The 557-nt window shown below is 40.8% G+C and carries 1 protein-coding gene; it reads left to right on the forward strand.

Going from position 1 to position 557, the window contains the following annotated elements:
- Window positions 1–37 precede the first annotated feature (37 nt).
- The coding region (locus H6A32_RS15905; protein ID WP_204864830.1) for a transposase at window positions 38–557 on the forward strand (520 nt) is incomplete at its 3' end.

The raw sequence follows: 557 nt of genomic DNA on the forward strand, positions 1-557 counted from the left end.
ATAAACCACCATCCAAGAAAGGAGTTATTCTGATACTATGATACCATATAAACAGCTTTCTCTGGCAGATATTTTTTCAGATTGCCAGGAAAAATTTGAAACTGACAAACCTGCGTTTCTTTCTCTATTAGAAACCCATATCGACATTGATGAAATTATTCCGATTTCTTTCAGAAATCATTTTTATGCATCAACGGGCAGAACCCGTAAATACCCTTTGCATGCTCTCCTGTGGGCATTGATCATCCAGCGTATTTTCTCTATCCCTACAGACCAGCTTCTCCTGACTTTTCTCGCTTACTCGAAGCCACTCCGTGAGTTCTGTGGGTTTAAAAAAGTCCCGGACGCTTCCAAAATCACTCGTTTCAAACTGGATTTTTTAGATGACCTGCAGCTCGTATTTGATAACCTTGTTGACGTTACCGAACCTGTTTGTCAGGCAATCGACTCTGCAAAAGCAAATATGACCATCTTTGATTCTTCCGGTATTGAAGCTTTTGTCACCGAAAACAATCCCAAATATGCCAATCGGATCATCCGTCAGCTGAAAGCCTTTG

The organism is Drancourtella massiliensis, assembly GCF_016900655.1.
Classification (GTDB): domain Bacteria; phylum Bacillota; class Clostridia; order Lachnospirales; family Lachnospiraceae; genus Sellimonas; species Sellimonas catena.